The following is a 1,824-nucleotide window of genomic DNA, read 5'->3' as shown; positions in this document are numbered from 1 at the left end:
GCGGGCAGGACGATAGACCGACATGGCCGGCCGCCGTCGATCAAGAGCAAAGGGAGAAGTGCGGGCGCACCTCGTCGGCGGCAGGCCCGCGCAACTTCATACCGACCCGTGACCCGCGCCAGATCTCCGGGTCAACGGCTTCGCCGCATCTTCCCGAGCCGTAACTTGTGCTCGTGGTGTTACATTCCCTGATTGTCCGGATTACAGATCAATGTCGCTGTGAAACAGCCATATGCTCCAGACCCAGGCGCTTTTGGGTAGAAGGTCACGGCCCAAGTATCCTCATTGATGACGTTTCCTGAGCCGTGGTTTACTGTTTGGGTCTTGCATGCTGATAAAGTACTTGCCACGGGGTAGGTGGCAGAATTGGCTTGGGCGAGGTTTAACTGCGTGATGAAGGCTCTTCCCTCGGCCAGGCAAGCGCGGTTGGCAGCTCGTGTCATGTACTGTGTGTAACCTTGCAGCGATATGGCCGCCAAGATGCCGATGATCGCCACGACCACCATCATCTCGATCAGCGTAAAACCTTTCTGAACTTTCATGTCCTTAGCTCCTTGAAAAAAACCTTCGGTGCCATTGAGGATGCGCCAGAAAGGCGCACAAATCAAGCCCCAGTGTCGAGTGTAACGATTGGCGCAGCGTTGTCAAGGGAGGTCAATCTCGTCGTGAAAGCTCTTCGGTCTGGCCGTTGCCTTGAAGCGACGTGACGTTCTCGACATGCACCTGGTCGTCAAGAGCCGGGGTGCTGCAGATCGGTGCAGCGTGCATGGAGCGCGAAATGTTCGTGCTCCGCGATGCCTCAGTCGCTTCGGAGACCCTCTCCTGCGATTCAGAAGCAGAGCTGTCCCTGCGACGATCGCCCGGCCCGAACGACCCGATTAAGGACCGGTACAGACAAGCGTTGCTACCGCACAGGTAATGGTTCCACTGCCCGGGGCTTTTGGCGTGAAAGCGACCGAAGTAGTGGTTGCGTCAATGGTTCCCGCGACTGGCGACACGCATGCCCCTACAGAATTTTTGTCCGGTAAAGCGGCGGAATTGGCTTGGAAGAGGTTCAACTGGGTGGTGAAGGCTTTTCCCTCGGCCAGGCAAGCGCGGTTGGCAGCTCGTGTCATGTACTGGGTGTAACCTTGCAGCGATATGGCCGCCAAGATGCCGATGATCGCCACGACCACCATCATCTCGATCAGCGTAAAACCTTTTTGAACTTTCATGAACATGACTCCTTAAAAAACAAGCAGTTGGTGCCGTTGAAAACGCTCCAAGGCGGCGTAGAGCTTACGCCCCACCGTCGAGTGTAACGGCTTGCGCAGCGTTGTCAAGGGAGAGTCTTGTCCAACGAGGCATGAGCCTGGAGCCGGGCGCCACATTCCACTGAGGAGTGAGCCTGGCGGCAAGCTGAGCTCATCGATTGGGGGGGCTGGCAGGCAGCCCGCCGGTGGCGCGAGTCGATCATCGGATCGATGGTGATCGACATGAACGAAGCGCAGGCGCGCACGCTGGAGCAGGTGCGCCAGGTGCTGGCGGGCACGCAGGTGATGGAGTTCCAGGCGGCGGCTGGCGACGCGGATCGCTGTGCCTGGATCGAGGCCGTTCTCAAGCGCTTTGACCACCGGCGGCTGGCGCGCGCCGACCGCGGCCCGGTGCTGGCGTATCTGCAGCGTTTGAGCGGCTACAGCCGGGCCCAGATCACGCGGCTGGTTTCACGTTGGGGCGCCGGCAAGCCGCTGGTCAAGAACTGCGGCGCGTCACGTCACCCGTTCACCCGCCTGTACACGCCGGCCGACGTGGCGCTGTTGGTCGATGTGGACCGCGCCATGGGCA

Annotated in this window: 2 protein-coding genes and 1 pseudogene; 1 reads left to right on the top strand and 2 read right to left on the bottom strand. The window is 59.9% G+C overall.

What is annotated here, in order from left to right; genetic code table 11:
- Positions 1-179: 179 nt before the first annotated feature.
- Together ACOVRJ_RS06055 and ACOVRJ_RS06050 are read right to left on the bottom strand one after the other, a co-directional pair.
- On the bottom strand, positions 180-542 hold the full coding sequence (locus tag ACOVRJ_RS06055) for a pilin (protein ID WP_422042991.1): 363 nt from the start codon (positions 540-542) through the stop codon (positions 180-182).
- A 336-nt stretch (positions 543-878) separates the two neighbouring features.
- Positions 879-1,214 (bottom strand): pilin, encoded by a 336-nt coding sequence (locus tag ACOVRJ_RS06050; protein WP_422042990.1) that lies wholly within the window; start codon positions 1,212-1,214, stop codon positions 879-881.
- 249 nt (positions 1,215-1,463) lie between these two features.
- Between ACOVRJ_RS06050 and ACOVRJ_RS06045 the strand changes: the two are divergent.
- Positions 1,464-1,824 (top strand): annotated as a pseudogene (locus ACOVRJ_RS06045) (integrase); the annotation flags it as partial.

Source organism: Roseateles sp. (assembly GCF_049240545.1).
GTDB lineage: Bacteria > Pseudomonadota > Gammaproteobacteria > Burkholderiales > Burkholderiaceae_C > Paucibacter_A.
Note: the sequence above shows the minus strand (reverse complement) of the source record. Positions and strands in the feature narration are given on the sequence as shown.

Coding starts and splice junctions, on each gene's coding strand:
- ACOVRJ_RS06055 (WP_422042991.1), bottom strand. CDS start 542: ATGAAAGTTCAGAAAGGTTTTACGCTGATCGAGATGATGGTGGTCGTG.
- ACOVRJ_RS06050 (WP_422042990.1), bottom strand. CDS start 1,214: ATGAAAGTTCAAAAAGGTTTTACGCTGATCGAGATGATGGTGGTCGTG.